At 57.8% G+C, this 16,667-nt stretch carries 14 protein-coding genes; 9 read left to right on the top strand and 5 right to left on the bottom strand.

Annotated elements, in window-relative coordinates; all coding sequences use genetic code 11:
• Nucleotides 1–33: 33 nt before the first annotated feature.
• The 4 genes from H0S68_RS11900 to H0S68_RS11885 are packed head-to-tail and all read right to left on the bottom strand — an operon-like array spanning nt 34 to nt 3,950.
• Entirely contained in the window at nt 34–1,521 is a 1,488-nt protein-coding gene (locus tag H0S68_RS11900; protein ID WP_122079334.1) for an aldehyde dehydrogenase family protein, read from the bottom strand.
• A gap of 33 nt (nt 1,522–1,554) precedes the next feature.
• Nucleotides 1,555–2,409 carry a fumarylacetoacetate hydrolase family protein gene (locus H0S68_RS11895; RefSeq protein WP_410529423.1) on the bottom strand — a complete coding sequence of 285 codons (855 nt, stop codon included), beginning with the start codon at nt 2,407–2,409 and terminating at the stop codon, nt 1,555–1,557.
• Nucleotides 2,406–3,146 (bottom strand): GntR family transcriptional regulator, encoded by a 741-nt coding sequence (locus tag H0S68_RS11890; RefSeq protein WP_410529422.1) that lies wholly within the window; start codon nt 3,144–3,146, stop codon nt 2,406–2,408. The genes H0S68_RS11895 and H0S68_RS11890 overlap by 4 nt, the downstream gene beginning before the upstream one ends.
• 24 nt (nt 3,147–3,170) lie before the next feature.
• The gene (locus tag H0S68_RS11885; protein WP_142815209.1) at nt 3,171–3,950 is read right to left on the bottom strand and encodes an SDR family oxidoreductase; all 780 of its coding nucleotides are present in this window, start codon (nt 3,948–3,950) and stop codon (nt 3,171–3,173) included.
• Nucleotides 3,951–4,119: 169 nt separating this feature from the next.
• Between H0S68_RS11885 and H0S68_RS11880 the strand changes: the two genes are divergently transcribed.
• Genes H0S68_RS11880 through H0S68_RS11865 form a run of 4 tightly spaced genes read left to right on the top strand, consistent with a single transcriptional unit; the run spans nt 4,120 to nt 8,315 of the window.
• Complete coding sequence (locus H0S68_RS11880; RefSeq protein WP_261107378.1) at nt 4,120–5,742, top strand: GMC family oxidoreductase; 1,623 nt, start codon at nt 4,120–4,122, stop codon at nt 5,740–5,742.
• Nucleotides 5,735–6,391, top strand: a complete 657-nt coding sequence (locus tag H0S68_RS11875; protein WP_020826890.1) for a polysaccharide deacetylase family protein — start codon at nt 5,735–5,737, stop codon at nt 6,389–6,391. Before H0S68_RS11880 ends, H0S68_RS11875 begins: the two co-directional genes overlap by 8 nt.
• 24 nt (nt 6,392–6,415) lie before the next feature.
• Nucleotides 6,416–8,128, top strand: a complete 1,713-nt coding sequence (locus H0S68_RS11870) for an FAD-dependent monooxygenase (protein WP_410529421.1) — start codon at nt 6,416–6,418, stop codon at nt 8,126–8,128.
• The gene (locus H0S68_RS11865) at nt 8,118–8,315 is read left to right on the top strand and encodes a hypothetical protein (protein WP_020826888.1); all 198 of its coding nucleotides are present in this window, start codon (nt 8,118–8,120) and stop codon (nt 8,313–8,315) included. Before H0S68_RS11870 ends, H0S68_RS11865 begins: the two co-directional genes overlap by 11 nt.
• A gap of 8 nt (nt 8,316–8,323) precedes the next feature.
• Here the strand turns inward: H0S68_RS11865 and H0S68_RS11860 are convergent, their stop codons facing one another.
• Entirely contained in the window at nt 8,324–9,250 is a 927-nt protein-coding gene (locus H0S68_RS11860) for a LysR family transcriptional regulator (protein WP_020826887.1), read from the bottom strand.
• 174 nt (nt 9,251–9,424) lie between these two features.
• Here H0S68_RS11860 and H0S68_RS11855 point away from each other — a divergent pair, with 174 nt between their 5' ends.
• The 5 genes from H0S68_RS11855 to H0S68_RS11835 all read left to right on the top strand — a co-directional run bounded on the left by H0S68_RS11855 (nt 9,425) and on the right by H0S68_RS11835 (nt 16,609).
• On the top strand, nt 9,425–10,942 hold the full coding sequence (locus H0S68_RS11855; RefSeq protein WP_410529420.1) for an aldehyde dehydrogenase family protein: 1,518 nt from the start codon (nt 9,425–9,427) through the stop codon (nt 10,940–10,942).
• Nucleotides 10,943–10,976: 34 nt separating this feature from the next.
• Nucleotides 10,977–12,623, top strand: coding sequence for a GMC family oxidoreductase (locus tag H0S68_RS11850; RefSeq protein WP_115058827.1), 1,647 nt, complete (start codon nt 10,977–10,979; stop codon nt 12,621–12,623).
• Between the two features lie 2 nt (nt 12,624–12,625).
• Nucleotides 12,626–13,339, top strand: coding sequence for an SDR family NAD(P)-dependent oxidoreductase (locus H0S68_RS11845; RefSeq protein ID WP_142815213.1), 714 nt, complete (start codon nt 12,626–12,628; stop codon nt 13,337–13,339).
• A 400-nt stretch (nt 13,340–13,739) separates the two neighbouring features.
• The gene (locus H0S68_RS11840; protein ID WP_337047672.1) at nt 13,740–15,131 is read left to right on the top strand and encodes a diaminobutyrate--2-oxoglutarate transaminase; all 1,392 of its coding nucleotides are present in this window, start codon (nt 13,740–13,742) and stop codon (nt 15,129–15,131) included.
• A gap of 5 nt (nt 15,132–15,136) precedes the next feature.
• Nucleotides 15,137–16,609, top strand: coding sequence for a pyridoxal phosphate-dependent decarboxylase family protein (locus tag H0S68_RS11835; protein WP_410529419.1), 1,473 nt, complete (start codon nt 15,137–15,139; stop codon nt 16,607–16,609).
• The last annotated feature ends 58 nt before the right edge of the window (nt 16,610–16,667 follow it).

Raw genomic sequence — 16,667 nt, 5'->3', positions numbered from 1 at the left:
CTTACCGGGGCCGTGGCCCCGTTTCCGTGGGATTCAGTAGCACATGATGACGGATTTAAGTTCGGTATAGGACTCGATAAACGCGCTGCCGAACTCGCGGCCAATACCGGAGGCTTTCATCCCGCCGAACGGCACCGCCGGATCCATAATGGTGTGCGAATTTACCCATACCATCCCGGCCTCAATCCGCCGCATCAAATCCATCGCCTTGCTGAAGTCATTGGTCCAGATACTGGCGGACAGGCCATAGGACGAATCATTCATCAAATGCAAGAGTTGCTCTTCATCCTCAAACGGCATAAAGCTCAGCACGCCGGCGAAGGCTTCTTCACGCATCAGCGGATCGTCCTGACCGGTGGCACGGATCACCGTCGGGGTCACATAGAACCCCTCTCCGTCCAGCACCGTACCGCCACTCAGTACCTGGTCATGGCTGTGCGCCTGATCAAACATCGCCTTGATGCGGTTAAAATGCGCCTGGTTAGCCAACGGACCGTACTGCGTGGCTTCGTCCATCGGCGAACCTATTTGCAGCGCCTCGACCCTGGCGATAACCTGCTCGACAATCTCGTCGAAGCGCGACGCATGAATATAAAACCGCTCGGCAGAGGAACAGACCTGCCCCTGATGCACCAGCCCGGCGAGCATAATGCCGTCCACCGCCCGCTGGGTATCGACGTCGGCAAGAAACGCCGCCGGGTTTTTTCCACCCAACTCCAGGGTGATGCGGGTCAAATCGGCTTTTATCGCCGCCTGGCCGATCGCGATACCGGCCGGAACCGAACCGGTGAAACTGACCTTATTGACCCGTGGATGCTCGATCAGCCACTGCCCCACCTGGCGTTCGCCATTGACCACGTTGAACACGCCCGCAGGCACCCCGGCCTGATGGGCCAACTGCGCCAGACGCAGCAGGGTCAAAGGTGCAAACTCACTGGGTTTGACCACGATGCAACACCCGGTGCACAAGGCGGCTGCAATTTTCCAAATGGCGATCATCACCGGGAAATTCCAGGGAATAATGGCCGCCACCACGCCCACCGGCTCGCGGTAAGTCATCGCGGTATATCGCTCGCCGTTAAACGAAGGGATTGACGGCGCAAGGGTTTCACCATGCAGTTTGGTGGCCCAACCGGCGTAATACCGGATGAAAACGCAGGTATGGTCAACCTCGAACAGCCTGGAGGAACCGATCAGCTTACCGTTGGTCAGGGTTTCTAGCTGGGCAATCTCCTCTCTGTGGGCCTCCAGCAGATCGGCAAAGCGTAACAGTATCTGCTGACGCTGGGCCGGCAGGCTTTTTCCCCATTCGCCCTTCAGCGCCCGGTCAGCCGATTGCATCGCCTGCTCCACTTCGTCGGCGGTGGCACCAGCCACGTTGGCGATCGTCTGGCCATTGGCCGGATTGACTACCGGCAAGCGTTGTCCGCCCGCCGCCGGGATCAGTTGTCCATCGATAAACTGCCCATGTTCCTGCGCCAGAAAGGCGGAAACCTGTGGAAGCACTTTGATATCAGCCATCGTAATCCACCTCGTTTGTCGGAAAAGAGTCCTTTAACGCCCTAAGGCGTCGTCAATCACTGGGTTACTCAGGGTACCGATACCGGCAATCTCAACCTCCACCCGATCCCCCGCTTTCATCCAGACCGGTGGCTGTCGGAATGCGCCAACGCCACCGGGCGTACCGGTCACCAGCACATCGCCGGGCAGCAGATCGGTAAATGCCGAGCAATACTCGATCAGCGCCGGGATCGAGAAAATCAGGTCATCGACACAGGCTTGTTGCATCACCTGTCCGTTCAGACGGGTTTCCAGCGTTAGCGCACGCGGGTCGGGAATGTCGTCGGCACTGACCAGCCAGGGACCAAAGGCCGCGGTGTGGCGGAAGTTTTTACCGGGAGTGAATTGCGAGCTGTGCCGCTGCCAGTCGCGCACGCTGCCGTCGTTGTAGCAGGCGTAACCGGCGATATGCTGCATGGCATCGCGCTGGGCAATGCGGCGCCCCCCTTTACCTATCACCACGGCCAGCTCGCCTTCATAGTCAAATTGAGACGACTCCGGCGGTGCCAGCAGCGGCTGCTGATGTCCGACCTGTGAAGAAGGCAGCCGCAAAAACAGCGTTGGCCGATCGGGTTCCTCCCGGCCGGTTTCCAGCAGGTGCGGGCGGTAATTCAGCCCCACGCAAATAATTTTGTCCGGGTTGGGCACCGGCGGCAACCAACTGACCTCGCTGGCTTTCAGGGTGGCAGGCGCATTCACAAACGGCAGGAACACGTTAAAACTGCCGGCGGTTAACGCGCTGCGCACGTCCGGATAGGGCAATGACTGGCTGCAGTCGACAATCTCGTCGTCACCGCGCAGCAGGCCATAACCTGCACGCCCCTGGCTAATAAAACTGACGATCTTCATTTGGCCTCCGGGGACGCAGCCGTGCCGTTGAATATGGTGCTGTCGACCTGGTTGATAATTCGCTGCACGGTGCTTTGATAATGCTGGCTAAGCAGCTCGACGGCGCGGTCGGCATCGCGCGCCAGCACCGCATCCATGATGGCCTGATGCTCACCGTCGACATCGCGTGGTGAATCCATCCCTTCCAGCTCATAACCGAACCGCAGGCGGCGATAGCGCTCCGACTGATCGAACAGCAAGTCGGAAAAGCGCAGCATCCACGGTGAATTGCAGGCCATCAGCAGGCTGCGATGAAAGCTGTAATGGAGCTGGCTCCAGTTTGCCGAGTGATCTTCGTCATCCATGCGCGGGCAGCGCGTCAGTCGGTGAAAGGCGGCGATAATCCCCGCTTCCCATTCGGCATCACCGTTGGCAATCGCTAACCGTAAAGCATGGGTTTCGATCAGTTGTCGATTGGCGGTAATGTCTTTCAGTTCGCTGAGTGATACCTCACTGGCACGAAAACCGCGTTGCTCGTGGGCGGTCACCAGCCCTTCCGTCACCAACCGCGACAGCGCCTCACGCACCAGCCCTGGGCTGATGTCCAATTCACCGGCGATATTGCCGATCACCAGTTTGCTGCCCGGCGAGTATTCACCGTTGATAATCCGACGGCGGATCAGCGCCACGGCGGCGCCGCTCAGGCTTTTGAAAGTCCCGTTCTGCAATTGCAGGTTTTCTGTTTGTTTGCTGTTCATTCGCTGTTTTATCTCGCTGTACGGTTATAACAACGCTGGATAGGCGCCGCCGTCCAGGTGCATGTTTTGCCCGGTAATAAATCCGCTCAGGTCGCTGCACAGGTAAACACAGGCCGCGCCGAATTCGGCAGGCTGGCCCATGCGACCGGCGGGGATCGAGTCAATCTGTCGTTGGCGCGCCTGTTCGAAGGTAATGCCGCTCTGTTTCATCGCCACCTGCGCCATCTGCTGCTGGCGAGGCGTATCAAAACGTTCCGGCAGCAAATTGTTAATGGTGACGTTATCGACAATGCATTCGCGGGACAACCCTTTACAGGCGGCCGTCAGACCGGCGCGCGACGCAGCGGAAAGCGTCATGTGCGCACGCGGCGTACTGACCATCGCCGAGGTGATATTGATGATGCGGCCAAATTTCCGCTCGCGCATCCCCGGTATCAAGGCGCGGATCAACATCAGCGGTGCCAGCAAATTCCCTTGCAGCGCCGACAGCCAGGTCTGCTCGTCAAAATCAAAGAAATTCCCCGGCGGTGGCCCGGCGTTATTATTGACCAGAATATCGGCATCCGGGCAGGCAGCCAGTAAGGCTTCGCGCCCTTGTAGGGTGGTTATGTCACCGGCGACAGTAAAAACGCGCCCGCCGGTCTCAGCCTTAAGCCGCTGCTGCGCGGCCAGCAGGCGCTCTTCGTCGCGGCCATTAATCCAGACGCTGACCCCTTCTCTAAGCAGGGCTGCGGCACAGGCATAACCCAAACCACTGCTGGAAGCGCATACCAGGGCGCGTTTATCAGCCAGTCTCACATCCATAACCGTTCTCTCCTTCTAGCGAGGCAGCTCATGACTGAGCCGTGCGATGTTGCATAAATGTCATGCTATCGACAAAAAATAGTGACATCAACAAAAAATATTCTTTATATTAAAAAATATATTTTTTCTTCCATCGCAAATTTTCCACCCTCATCTGCACGGAGAGAGCATGAAAGAGAATGAAAGGTACGACTACATTGTGGTCGGCGGTGGTTCTGCCGGTTGCGTGGTTGCCGGTTTGTTGGCGGAAAGAACCTCGGCGCGCATTTTGCTGCTGGAGGCCGGGCCAGAAGACAAAGGGATCTTCATCCGCATGCCGGCCGGATTTCCGGAAATTGTCGGCAAGCTGGTCTGGCCCTATCAAAGCGATGCCGAACCCCATATGGACAATCGGTCGATGAGCGTACCGCAGGGCCGTGTGCTGGGCGGTGGCAGCTCGGTGAATGGACAGCTCTACGTGCGTGGCAATGCCAGGGATTATGACGATTGGGAAACCCAGGACGGCTGTACCGGCTGGGGCTATCGCGATGTGCTGCCCTATTTTATCCGGTCGGAATGCAACCAAAGCCTGCACGACGACTATCACGGCGATAGCGGCCACCTGAAAGTCAGCGACTCCGGTTATCGCCATCCGCTCAGCTACGCCATCGTAAAAGCCGGTCAGGAGCTGGGTTATCCCTATCTCAATGACTTTAACGGCGCCAGCCAGCAAGGCATAGGCTTCTATCAAACTACCACCTATCAGGGGCACCGTTGCAGCACCTCGGTGGCCTATCTGGCACCGGTGCGCCAACACGCGAATCTCCAGGTGATGACCGGCGTGCTGGTTGAGCGCCTGTTGCTGGAGCAGGATCGTGCTACCGGCGTGGTATTTACCGACGCCGAGGGGAAACGCCAACAGGCGCTGGCCAGCCGGGAAGTGGTGTTATGCGCCGGCGCCATCGGAACCCCAAAACTGTTAATGCTGTCCGGCATCGGTCCAGCAGAGCATCTGCGCGAAGTCGGCATCAAACTCCAGGTTGACAGCCCTCTGGTCGGCCAACGCCTGCAGGATCATCTGCATTTTTCGCTGATTGCCAGCCTGCGAAAGCCGATTAGCCTGCTCGGGCAAGACAAAGGCCTGAAGGCGTTGGCGAACGGTCTGGAATGGCTGCTGTTCAAACGCGGTATCTGCGCCTCCAACCTGCTGGAGTGCGGCGGTTTTTTCGCCACCGGCGACGACGATCGGCCAGATGTGCAACTGATGGGGCTGGCGGCGTCGGATAACGTCGACGACAAGGGAAAACAGGCGCAAAACCAACATGCCCTATCCCTCAAGTTGGCGCACCTGCGGCCACAGGCCAGGGGTGAAGTCCGGTTGCGCGACGGTAATCCACGTTCATTACCGCGCATCAGCCTCAACTATATGGGGACAGCGGAAGATGTCGCTGCGCAGGTCAGAGCGGTACGTCTGGGCTTGCAGCTGTTCCAGGCCCCGGCGTTGGCGTCACTGATTGATCAGGTTCTGTTGCCCGCGCCAAATTTGAACAGCGATGAACAGTTGGCGTCGTTCGTGCGCGAGCATGGCAAAACGGAGTATCACCCTACCGGTACCTGCCGCATGGGGGCAGATCCCGCGACTTCCGTGGTGGATCTGGAACTTCGCCTGCGTGGCCTGGCGGGAGTGCGCATCGCTGATGCGTCGATTTTCCCGCGCATCCCGGCAGGCAATACCAATGCACCGACTATCATGGTGGCAGAGCGCGCAGTTGATTTGATGCTGGCCACTTCTCAGGAGCAGGAACATGCATAAAAAACTCACTTTGACCTTTGATAACGGTCCCCATCCCCAGGGAACCCCGCTGGTGCTGAAGACGCTGCAGGAGTTCCGCATTCTGGCCAACTTCTTCCCTATCGGCGAGAAGATCTCCGCGCCTGGCGGTGAAGCTCTGGTTAAATCGGTGAAAGACGCCGGTCACCGGGTCGGCATTCATACCCTGACCCACTCTCTGCCGCTGGGGCTGGGGGCTCCGGGTTTTGCCCGTCACGAAATTACCGAAGGCCAGGCCCGACTGGGTCAATACGCCGAGTCGCCGCCGCTGTTTCGCCCCTATGCCGGTAAAGGGATCCTCGGACCGCACGTGTTGAATCAAGAGGCGGTTGAGGTGCTGCAACAGCAAGGATTCAGTCTGGTGTTGTGGAACTCGGTACCGCGGGATTGGGAACTGCCGACCGACGCCTGGGTGGCGCGTGCGCTGGAAGATATCGCCAATCAGCCCTGGACGGTGATGGTGTTGCACGATGCCCGGCCCGAAGCGATGGAGCATCTGGCGCATTTTATTGAAAAAGCGGTGTTGATGGACGTGGAAATCACGCAGCAACTTCCCGATTGGGTAATGCCGATGCAGGCGGGCCAGATCCGGCATCCCTTTTCTGAGTTGATCGCCCCTGTGGCGGAGTAACCGGCAACGACAAGGAGAATCTTTATGCAACAAGAAAACGTGATTGGTGAATTCCGCTATCAACAATATGCGGTCAAGCTACCGTCGCTGCACGATAACCGCGAACAGCGTCGGCATCGGGTGGTGATTGTCGGCGGTGGACCGGTGGGCTTATCGCTGGCGCTGGCATTGGCGAAACAAGGCATCGCTTCGTTGATAGTGGAGAATGATACCCAGGTATGCACCGGCAGCCGGGCGGCGTGCATCTCCCGCCGCAGCCTGGAGATCCTCGACAAACTGGGGCTGGCAGACACCTTTGTCGGCAAGGGTCTCGCCTGGACCCGTGGACGCAGCTTTTATCAGGGCGAGATGGTGATGCAGTTCGACATGCTGGTGGATGATAACCAGCAGTTTCCGGCGATGATCAACCTGCAGCAGTATTATATCGAGCAATTTTTGCTGGACGAGGTGCTGCGCCATGAGGGTTTGATCGAACTGCGTTGGGGTACCGAGCTCCAGAGCCTGGTGCATCATGACGAAGGTGTGACATTGTCACTGAATGCTGTCGGGGTCGATTACCAGTTAGAAGCCGACTGGGTGATTGCCTGCGACGGCGGCCGCAGCCGGGTGCGGGAACAAATGGGCCTGCATCTGCAGGGGGACGTGCATCATGGACGCTTCGCCATCATAGATATTGAATTGGAAAGCGAGACCCCGGCAGAACGGCGCGTGTGGTTCGAAACCGCCCTGCGCCCTGGCCCAATGTGGATGCACCGCCAACCGGACAACATCTGGCGCATTGATTACCTGCTGGAAGACGGCGTCAGCGACGAAGAAGGACTGAAGCCGGAAAACGTGCTGCCGGTCGTCGAGAGTTTTCTCGATATGGTCGGTGAAAAAGGGAAATGGCGCCCGATTTGGATCAGCATGTACAACGCCAAAGCGCTGTCGCTGGACAACTATCATCACGACCGGGTGCTGTTCGTCGGCGATGCGGCGCACGTAGTGCCGATTTTCGGCGTACGTGGGCTTAACGGCGGGCTGGACGATGCCTATAACCTCGGCTGGAAGCTGGCCTACGTGCTGAAAGGATTGGCGCCACCGTCGCTATTGGCCAGTTACTCCAGCGAACGTCAGAAAGCCTGGCGTGAAAATGCCGGACAAGCCAGCCGCAGCGCCGAGTTTATGTGCCCGGCGACCCCGGCCGGCAGCACGCTGCGTAATGCGGTGCTGTCGCTGGCGGCTCGCCACCCGCAGTTTTCCGCGCTGATCAATCCCCGTCAGACCCACAGCATTTGTTACGCGGATTCGCCTTTGAATACCCCGTCGGTGACGGCCCCCGCGGCTGTAGGCCCCAAGCTCGGCGCGGTATTGCCGGAGTTCCCTCTGTTACTGAATGGTGAGCCAACCCACCTGACCCGATTGCTGGATGCGCGACTCTTCACCCTGCTGCGCTTCCCGGCGCAGGACGCTACCAGCGCTGTGGAAATCGGCGACCATCCGTTGCTGCGCGTGGTCACTCTGGGGCGGCCTGGACAACCGCAGGCCGGTGCTGCCGGGTGGGTGGAAGATCCAGATGGACAGGTGCACGCGGCCTACAGCGGGCCCGCCGGCGCGCTCTATCTGATCCGACCGGACGGGCACGTCTGCTGGCGCTGGACGCAGAGTGATGATGTGGACTTTGCCGTCATCGAACAGGCCATCTTGCGGTCCAGCGGCTGGCAGAACGATAACCAAGGAGCAAAAGATGCAGGCTAAATTGACCGAACAGCAGCTCGATGAGCTGTACAGCCAGTTCTATCTGGCCGCCGAGCCGTTTACCGGCGAACCTCTGGCGCTATTTTTGACTCGCCTTAATCTGCTGTTGCTGGACGCGTTGGCGAATGAAACGCTGGCGCGGGAACTGATAGCCGAAGCCGCGCGCTTTAAGTTCGACGCAGAGTAGCCCTGCGTTCAGGCCGCCGGCGGGGTGTCCGTGAGTTTCTGCCCCGGCGGTAACCTGGATTGCCGATAATACTCCGCGACAAAATCGACAAAACTGCGAATGTTAACCGGCAGATAACGCCGGTTAACATAGACCACGTACAGCGATCGATGGCTCCAGGTGTAATCCCTCATTAACCTGATCAACGCGCCGCTGGCCAACGCTTCTCTGACCACGAACTCCGGCTCAAGAATAATGCCTCTGCCCTCCAGCGCGCTGGCCAACAAGGCATCGCCACTGTTGGCTCGCAGCGATCCGCATACCGGCACCTCGATCAGACGCCCCTCCTCATCCAGATATTCCCATTGTTCCGCACGGGGCAACAGTGAGTAGACCAGACAATTGTGCTCACGCAACGCCTGTGGGTTGTCCGGGGTCCCGTGGTGCTTTAAATAATCGGGAGACGCACAAAGTATTCGGGGTATTTCACACAGCTTGCGCGCCACCAGAGACGAATCCGACAGATTGGCCACGCGGATCGCCACATCAATCCCCTGGTCGATCAGGTTGATCAACTGGTCGCTGAGGCAGAACTCCACCGACACCCGCGGATAACGACGCTGATAACCGGCCACTATGGTTGCCAGTTCAGCCCGACAATAGGGGTGTGGCGCACTGATACGCAAGGTGCCTGCGGGCTGCCCCTGGTTGCCCATATAGGCTTCCAACGCTTGGCATTCGCCGGCAATGCGCTGGCTGTATTCGTAACATTCCCGCCCGGCCTCCGTCAGCGTCATCGACCGCGTGGTACGGTGCAGCAAGCGCACGCCAAAATGCTGTTCCAACTCGGCAATACTCTTGCTCACACGCGGTCGGGAAAGGTCAAGCGCCTCTGAAGCCGCCGTAAAATTGCCGCCTTTTACCACCGCATTGAATATGCGTAATGCATTCATCATGTCCACATTCACGTCCTTTCAGCACGCTCGTCATTAGCACAATATACGTCATCCATTGGTGCCTGTTCGGCACCAGTGTGATACGGCAAGCCCTCTGGTTGTTCAGCCTGACCACAGCTAGTTTAGCTTTATCCCTCGAAAGAGGATCCCCACAGACTGAAACAAGGACTCCCTATGAGTAGCCAGACGAAAACCTTTAAACAATGGCAGCAGCAGGCAAACGCACTGCAGATCGAAGGGCGTGCCTATATCGACGGTCAGTATCAGGACTCTGCCGACGGTGCCACTTTTGCCGATATCAGCCCGATCGACGGTCGGCTGCTAGCGGCGGTTGCCGACTGCGACGCCGCCACCGTGGATCGAGCCGTTGCGGCGGCGGCCCGAACATTTGCATCCGGAATTTGGCGCGACCAATCGCCGGTACAGCGCAAAAACGCCCTGCTGCGCCTGGCCGATTTGGTCGGTCAGCATCAAGAGGAACTGGCGCTGCTGGAAAGCCTGGACACCGGCAAAACCATCCATGAGTCGCTGGATATGGATATGCAGGACGTGCAGATCGCTCTGCGTTATTACGCCGAAGCGATCGACAAGATTGCCGGTGAAATCGCCCCTACCAGCGACAGCTTCCACGGCATGATCACCTACCAGGCCTTGGGTGTGGTAGCGGTGATGACGCCGTGGAACAACCCGCTGATGATTGCCTGCTGGAAGATTGCGCCGGCGCTGGCGATGGGTAACTCGGTGGTGTTCAAACCTTCTGAAAAAGCGCCGTTAACCGGTATCCGCCTGGCGCAGCTGGCGCAACAGGCCGGTATCCCCGATGGCGTATTCAACGTGGTGACCGGCGGGGCTCAGGTCGGACAGGCACTGGCGCTGCACCCCACCGTGCGGGTGATGGCCTTTACCGGTTCCACCCAGGTGGCCAAACAGCTGCTGATTTATGCCGGCCAGTCAAACATGAAACGCACCTACCTCGAAGGCGGCGGTAAGAACGCGCATATCATTTTTGCCGACACGCCAGATCTGGCACGCGCAGCGCGTTTTGCCGCCTTGGGTTTTTGCGCCAACCAGGGTGCGGTCTGTGCCTCTGGGACTCGCCTGCTGGTGCAGTCATCCATCAAGGAGGAGTTTGTCGCGCTGCTGATTGAAGAAGTGAACCGCTGGCAGCCGGGGCATCCACTCGATCCCGCAACCATGATGGGGCCAATGATTGATGCCAGGCATCAGGCCAATGTCCTGCGTTATGTCGACTCCGCGCGTGATGAAGGCGCCAGCATCGTCTGTGGTGGCCATGCGGACGACAGCATCGTACCGGGTGGACATTTCTTCTGGCCAACGGTTATCGACAACGCCACCCCGACCATGACCGCCTCGCAAAACGAAATCTTCGGCCCGGTCGCTTCGGTCATCGCGTTTGAAGACGAAGCAGACGCCATCCGGTTGGCAAATGACAGCGAATACGGCTTAACCGCCGGCTTCTGGACGCCGGATATCGCCAAAGTTCACCGCGTTGCCCGCCAACTGGAGGCAGGAACCGTCTGGGTCAATCACTTCCTGACCCGCGATATTCTCTCGCCTTTCGGCGGTTTCAAACAGTCAGGCATCGGCCGCGACCTGTCGTTACATGCGATGCGGCAATACGGCGAAATGAAAGCCACCTGGATTGCACTGAAAGATGTCGACGCTCACTAAGCCCGCGCGTCCAAACCAATAAAAAGGGATCGTCATGAAACAAGATAAACTACAGACTGACGCCGGCCGCCGTCGGTTCATTGCCGCCAGTCTGGCAATGAGCGCTGCAGCCGCACTGCCTTTCTCCGGCTATGCCCGCCAGCCGGCCCCTCGCAGCACCGGGACCGGAAGCGACGACAAAAAATACGACTACATTATTATCGGCGCCGGTTCGGCCGGCTCGGTGGTGACCCGTCGGCTGGTTGATGCCGGATTAAAGGTCCTGCTGCTGGAAGCCGGGCCACGCGACGATATGCCGGCCATTCATAACCCGCCGGAGGCCATGGCGCTGTGGCATTCCGCCGTTGACTGGGGTTTTTCGACTCAACCGCAGATTTACGCCGGCAAACAGGATATTTACTGGCCACGCGGCAAGACCCTGGGCGGTTCCAGCGCTATTAACGGCATGATGTACGTTCGTGGCCTGCCCTCCGATTACGACAACTGGGCGGCGATGGGGGCCACCGGCTGGAGCTGGAAGGACGTGCTGCCTTATTTCCGCAAAGCGGAAAACTGCAATATCGATGGCTTGTCTAACCTGCATGCTACCGGAGGGCTGCTGCAGGTATCTCGTCCCGCCATGACGCCATTGGCCCACGCCTTTGTTGAGGCCGGACAACAGGCCGGATTGCGGCTGGTGCAGGATTACAACAACGGCCAGGATTCCACCGGCGTCAGTTTCCCGCAGTACACCATGACGCCAGACGGCAAACGGGCCAGCGCCTGGGTCTGTTACGGCGATGCCATCCGCGGAGCGGATAACCTGTCGGTGATCACCGAAGCTCGGGTATTGAAGCTGCTGAACCAGGGCGATCACATTACCGGCGTGCACTTTGTGCATCGTGGCACCGATTATCGCATCGAGGCGCGCCATGAGGTGCTGCTGTGCGCCGGTTCACTGATGAGCCCTTCCATTCTGCTGCACTCCGGTATCGGCCCGGCCGAGCAGCTGGAGAAAATGGGCATTAAGACCCTGGTCAACCTGCCAGGCGTGGGTGAAAACCTGCACGATCATCTGGTGTGTCCTATGGTTTGGTCTTCGCCGCAGCCGGTGGCTGTCGGTCTGGCCTCCGGCATCGAAGCGCAGATTTTCCATAAGTCAGCCCCGGAGCTTTCCGCGCCGGACACCCAGTCCCTGCTGTTCACCATGCCGTTCATGCCGGGCGTCACCCAGGGTTACACTGTCACTCCCGGTCTGGTCGCACCGAAAAGTCGTGGCCGTCTCTGGCTCAACTCACGTGACCCGCTGCAAGCCCCACTGATGGATCCGCGAGTCTATTCTGAAAACGAAGATCTTGAGGTCATGACCGACAAGGCCCTGCTGTTGCGCGAAGTGATGAAGCAAACCGCATTGGCACCGTGGCGCGGCAAAGAGATGGGCATGGAGGGTGTGAATAACCGCGATAAAATGCGCGATTACATTCGCCGAATGACGGCTTCCTACCACCATCAGGTCGGTACGGCGCGCATGGGGACCGACAACATGGCAGTGGTTGATCCGCAATTGCGCGTGCACGGTCTGTCTGGTCTGCGCGTGATCGACGCCTCGGTGATGCCGGTTATTCCTACCGGCAACACCAATGCTCCCAGCATTATGATCGGTGAAAAAGCCGCAGACATGATTTTGTCGAGCAAGGCATAACCATGACAACCACCGTATTGATTACGGGTGCCAACAGGGGCCTGGGTCATGAAACCGCCCGGCGTCTTGCCGGGTGCGGGTGGCACGTAGTCCTCGGCGCGCGGGATCCCCTGCGCGGCGAACAGGCCATTCAAGAGCTGGCGCAGCAGGGCCTGCATGCAGAATTGCTGATCATCGATGTGATTTCCGAGGAGTCAGTGCGTCAGGCGGCGGCGGATTTCAGCAAGGTGCACGATCGCCTTGATGTTCTGATCAATAACGCCGGCGTTTCTGGCCCCTGGGGACACCCAAGAGAAACCTGCGCCGTAGCCCTGACGGAAATCTACCAAACCCAGGTTTTTGGCGTAGTTCGCATGATGCAGGCCTTTCTCCCCCTGCTGCAAGCCGCCGCCAACCCCAGAGTGGTGATGGTGTCCAGCTCGCTGGGCTCGTTTCATACCATGACCGGCAAAAGCGGCACCTTCGAGTCCAGAATATTGCAACTGGCCTATCCCTCTTCAAAAGCGGCGCTCAACATGCTGGTAACGCAATACGCCAAGGCGTTGCCGAAAATCAAGATTAACGCCGTTAACCCGGGCTTTACCCAAACCGATCTCAACCCTCTGGGTTGCCAGACGATAACCGAGGGTACTGATGCGATCGTGGCCCTGGCCTCCATCGCAAACGATGGCCCAACGGGAGGATTTTTTGATCGTTATGGCGAAATTCCCTGGTAATGCGCCAATGGCACCCTTTTCCGCTAAAGTCCGTTAATGTCTAAGCAATGCCTTATTTATATTAAGACATTGTTTCAAAATTCCTTCCTCATGTTGCTGGCCTTTGTTTGAAAATTACCTTCAAAATAAACGTATTGGGCCGGTACCCTTACTTTTCTTGAGGAGGTTTTTTGTGCCGTGTCAAGCCCGCAATCGCCCTTAAATCGTGCCATTATTGGCCACAAAACAAGCAATTTATTGATTTTTATTAAAAAAACCATAAATCTCCCCCGGCCAAATAACTATTGAGCCGGGGGGTAAAAAGCCATATATTGGGCCCGTTTTTCTCACGGTAGTTAATTGTTCAATTCAATAATTCAACTAGGGCGTCATTGTTACCCCCAGTTGTAGGAGAGATATGATGACGGATAAAGTCCGTATTGATAATTTCGGTGTGAATTTAGAAAATGTAAATAACGAAACATATTTGGCGCGACAAGCTGAATTTGAATCGAATGTCAGGAGTTACCCCCGTAAATTGCCGTTGGCAATTGCGAAAGCCCAAGGCGTTTGGATCACTGATGTTGAGAATAATCAATATCTTGATTGCCTGGCTGGTGCGGGTACGCTGGCTCTGGGTCATAACCATCCTGACGTCCTCCAAAGCATCCAAAATGTCATTACCAGCGGCTTGCCGTTACATACCCTCGATCTTACAACACCGTTGAAAGATGAGTTTTCTGCCTATTTACTCTCTTTATTACCAGGTCAAGGCCAGGAATACTGCCTGCAGTTCTGTGGCCCTTCGGGCGCAGATGCGGTAGAAGCCGCACTGAAACTGGCGAAAAAGCATACCGGCCGTACCGGCGTGATCAGCTTCTCCGGCGGTTACCACGGCATGACCCATGGCGCACTGGCGGTCACGGGCAACCTGTCGCCAAAAGAAGCCATTAACGGCATGATGACGGAAGTCCAGTTTATGCCTTACCCGCACGAATACCGCTGCCCGCTCGGCATCGGTGGCGAAGCCGGGGTCAAGGCGCTGACTTACTATTTCGAAAACCTGATCAATGACGTCGAAAGCGGCGTGCGCAAACCTGCGGCGGTCATTCTGGAAGCCGTTCAGGGCGAAGGCGGCGTTAACCCGGCCCCGGTCGAGTGGCTGCAGCGTATTCGCAAAGTCACGCAGGAACACGGCATTTTGCTGATCATCGACGAAGTTCAGGCTGGTTTTGCCCGTACCGGCAAACTGTTCGCCTTTGAACACGCCGGTATTGAGCCGGATATCATCGTGATGTCCAAAGCGGTTGGCGGCGGTTTGCCTCTGGCAGTATTGGGTATCAAGAAACAGTTCGACGCCTGGGAACCTGGCCACCATACCGGTACTTTCCGCGGCAACCAACTGGCGATGGCTACCGGCCTGACCACCCTGCAACACCTCAAAGATAACCAGGTGGCCGAAAAGGTTGCCGCGCAAGGCGAATGGCTGAAAGCCAAGCTGGCCGAGCTGCAAAAACGTTATCCGGTGATTGGTCACGTGCGTGGTCTGGGTCTGATGATCGGTTTGGAAATTGTGAAACCGAACGAAGCGCAGGATCACATGGGCTGCTACCCGGCTGACGGCCAGCTCTCTGCCCTGCTGCAGAAGAAATGCTTCGAAGCCGGTCTGATCCTGGAGCGCGGCGGCCGTAACGGCTGCGTGCTGCGTCTGCTGCCTTCCCTGCTGATCACTAACGACGAACTGGCTATCTTCCTGGATAAATTTGAACAGGCCCTGTTAGCTGCCGGCATCAAGCCGGTGGATGTGGAGTGAAGTCGATGTCCCGGTTAAACCCGATTCTGGCCGCTTCTGCGCAAAGCACAGAGGCGTACCAGCAAGCGATCGAACAGAGCAGTCAGGCCGTGGTGCAGTGGCTGCAACAACCCGAGATGTATCAGGGGAAAACCGTTGCCGAGTTGCGTGAACGCATCAAGCTTGATTTTACCCCTCAGGGCCTGGGCAACCAGGTCGCTATCGAACGCGCCATTGAGTATTTTTTAAAAGACAGCCTGTCGGTGCATCATCCGCAGTGCGTCGCACATTTGCATTGCCCTAGCCTGGTGATCAGCCAGGCTGCCGAAGTGTTGATCAACGCCACTAACCAAAGCATGGACTCTTGGGATCAAAGCCCGTCAGCGACCCTCATCGAGATGAAGCTGATTGAATGGTTGCGTACCCAGGTAGGTTACCAGCCTGGCGACGCCGGGGTGTTCACCAGTGGCGGTACCCAGAGCAACCTGATGGGGCTGATGTTGGCGCGTGACGCCTTCTTCGCCAAACAGGGCCACTCTGTGCAGCAGGATGGTCTGGTTGGTAATCTGAGAAAGATTAAAGTGTTATGTTCTGAAAATGCCCACTTCTCGGTGCAAAAGAACATGGCTTTACTCGGCCTGGGTTACCAATCCGTGACGCTGGTGAAAACCGATCAATTCGCACGTATGGAACTGAACGATTTGGCCGAAAAACTGGCGCAGGCCAAGGCCAATGGCGAGCAGATCCTGGCGATCGTCGCCACCGCAGGTACCACGGATGCCGGGGCTATCGACCCGCTGCGCGGCATTGCGCAGTTGGCGGCGGAACATCAGATCTGGGTGCATGTCGATGCGGCCTGGGGCGGCGCCTTGCTGCTTTCCGAGAAGTACCGCGACTATCTGGATGGCATTGAATTGGTGGACTCCGTCACGCTGGACTTCCACAAACAATTCTTCCAGACCATCAGCTGCGGTGCTTTCTTGCTGAAAGAAGCCCGTCACTATGAACTGATGCGTTATCAGGCGGCCTACCTGAACTCCGAGTTCGATGAAGCTCAGGGCGTGCCTAACCTGGTGTCCAAATCCTTGCAGACCACCCGCCGTTTTGATGCGTTGAAACTGTGGATGGGCCTGGAAGCTTTGGGGCAGGAGCAATATGCGGCGATCATCGATCATGGCGTAACGCTGGCGCAACAGGTGGCTCACTACATCGGCGATCGGCCGGCGCTGGAACTGGTCATGCAGCCGCAGCTGGCCAGCGTGCTGTTCCGCTACCGTCCGCAGCAGTTAGCCGCCGCCGGCGATGCCGCCGTGGCACTGCTGAACCAACGGATCGGCGATGCGTTGCTGGAATCTGGCCGCGCCAACGTCGGGGTCACCGAGTTTAACGGCGTGACCTGCCTGAAAATGACGTTGTTGAACCCGACGGTCAGCCTGGACGATATCAAAGTCCTGCTGGCGCTGGTGGAAGAAACCGCGCAGCAGTTGCCTGCCGCCTAATCCGCGCGCTCTGCCCTAACTGGCAGCCAAAAGCCGATAACATTAGCTTGTTATCGGC

Origin of the sequence: Serratia sp. AXJ-M, assembly GCF_046531865.1 — a bacterium.
GTDB lineage: Bacteria > Pseudomonadota > Gammaproteobacteria > Enterobacterales > Enterobacteriaceae > Serratia > Serratia liquefaciens.
The sequence above is the reverse complement of the archived record's forward strand: the minus strand, read 5'-3'. Positions and strand labels throughout refer to the sequence as shown.

Excerpts from the sequence above, each read along its gene's own strand:
- H0S68_RS11855 (WP_410529420.1), top strand. The coding sequence starts at position 9,425 with ATGAGTAGCCAGACGAAAACCTTTAAACAATGGCAGCAGCAGGCAAAC.
- H0S68_RS11840 (WP_337047672.1), top strand. The coding sequence starts at position 13,740 with ATGACGGATAAAGTCCGTATTGATAATTTCGGTGTGAATTTAGAAAAT.
- H0S68_RS11870 (WP_410529421.1), top strand. The coding sequence starts at position 6,416 with ATGCAACAAGAAAACGTGATTGGTGAATTCCGCTATCAACAATATGCG.
- H0S68_RS11860 (WP_020826887.1), bottom strand. The coding sequence starts at position 9,250 with ATGATGAATGCATTACGCATATTCAATGCGGTGGTAAAAGGCGGCAAT.
- H0S68_RS11850 (WP_115058827.1), top strand. The coding sequence starts at position 10,977 with ATGAAACAAGATAAACTACAGACTGACGCCGGCCGCCGTCGGTTCATT.
- H0S68_RS11835 (WP_410529419.1), top strand. The coding sequence starts at position 15,137 with ATGTCCCGGTTAAACCCGATTCTGGCCGCTTCTGCGCAAAGCACAGAG.
- H0S68_RS11865 (WP_020826888.1), top strand. The coding sequence starts at position 8,118 with ATGCAGGCTAAATTGACCGAACAGCAGCTCGATGAGCTGTACAGCCAG.
- H0S68_RS11885 (WP_142815209.1), bottom strand. The coding sequence starts at position 3,950 with ATGGATGTGAGACTGGCTGATAAACGCGCCCTGGTATGCGCTTCCAGC.
- H0S68_RS11895 (WP_410529423.1), bottom strand. The coding sequence starts at position 2,409 with ATGAAGATCGTCAGTTTTATTAGCCAGGGGCGTGCAGGTTATGGCCTG.
- H0S68_RS11890 (WP_410529422.1), bottom strand. The coding sequence starts at position 3,146 with ATGAACAGCAAACAAACAGAAAACCTGCAATTGCAGAACGGGACTTTC.
- H0S68_RS11875 (WP_020826890.1), top strand. The coding sequence starts at position 5,735 with ATGCATAAAAAACTCACTTTGACCTTTGATAACGGTCCCCATCCCCAG.
- H0S68_RS11880 (WP_261107378.1), top strand. The coding sequence starts at position 4,120 with ATGAAAGAGAATGAAAGGTACGACTACATTGTGGTCGGCGGTGGTTCT.
- H0S68_RS11845 (WP_142815213.1), top strand. The coding sequence starts at position 12,626 with ATGACAACCACCGTATTGATTACGGGTGCCAACAGGGGCCTGGGTCAT.
- H0S68_RS11900 (WP_122079334.1), bottom strand. The coding sequence starts at position 1,521 with ATGGCTGATATCAAAGTGCTTCCACAGGTTTCCGCCTTTCTGGCGCAG.